This window comes from Gilliamella sp. Bif1-4 (assembly GCF_001690535.1).
Taxonomy (GTDB): Bacteria; Pseudomonadota; Gammaproteobacteria; order Enterobacterales; family Orbaceae; genus Gilliamella; species Gilliamella bombi.
Window position 1 is genome coordinate 1 of sequence record NZ_LZHC01000023.1, and the last position, 911, is coordinate 911.

Annotated in this window: 2 protein-coding genes; both read right to left on the reverse strand. The window is 36.2% G+C overall.

Features of this window, described 5'->3' with window-relative positions; genetic code table 11:
* The coding region (locus tag A9G25_RS02750; RefSeq protein WP_141674981.1) for a DDE-type integrase/transposase/recombinase at positions 1–421 on the reverse strand (421 nt) is incomplete at its 3' end.
* A gap of 13 nt (positions 422–434) precedes the next feature.
* On the reverse strand, positions 435–680 hold the full coding sequence (locus A9G25_RS02755; RefSeq protein ID WP_065625644.1) for an IS3 family transposase: 246 nt from the start codon (positions 678–680) through the stop codon (positions 435–437).
* Positions 681–911: the final 231 nt, after the last annotated feature.

A 911-nucleotide genomic window follows, 5' to 3' on the forward strand; every position in this document is an offset into this window, starting at 1 on the left:
GTTTATGATTATACCAATAGGCATAAGCCGAAAAAGCGCGTTGTAACTCAGCCGTTGAGTTGAAACGTTGGCCTTTTACAAATTCCGTTTTAATTGTTTTAAATGTCGCTTCCGCTACCGCATTGTCATATGGACACCCTTTCTTGCTTAATGAATGCGTGATATTAAATGTCTTAAAACAATCCGCTAATAACCGATTATCAAACGCTTTACCTCGGTCTGAATGAAATAAATCTAATTTTGATAATGGTTGTTTAATTTGGCTTAATGCCGACATAACAAGCTCTGCTGTTTTATGTTGACCAACATGATAACCGACAATTTGCCTATCGGATAAGTTCACTAAAACACATAAATAGTTCCAACGTTGCTTAACTTGAATATAGGTTAAATCCGCAACAACAATTTGTTTTTTTATCACCTACATCAAATTGTCATTGCAGGTGATTTTCTGTGGCGGTTTCATTCACTTCCGTAGTGTGAGATTGATAACGTTTAACGGTGTATTTTGATACCAGCAATAAGGCTTTCATCACCCGAGCAATGTAACGGCGTGACACCCAAATATTCTCTTTCTGTAAATCAAAACGAATTCGTCTTGTACCATAAGACTGATAGCTCTGATTAAATAGCGTCACGATTTTATCGGCATAAAGCCCTACTGATTTTTGTCTATTCAATTTACACTGATAATAAGCATAATGTTTTGATAATCCTAAATATTGACATAGCTTTGTTATGCTATAACGATGTCGATTTGCTTTTAGGATAGCGATTTTCGCCCTATTATCAGTGCTGCTTGCTTTAGAATATCGTTTTCCATACGGAGTTGTTTAAGCTCTTTACGCAACGCGATTAACTCTTGTTCTTGTGGACTGCGATTATCTTTTGTTTTAAATGAGCCGCTTTGG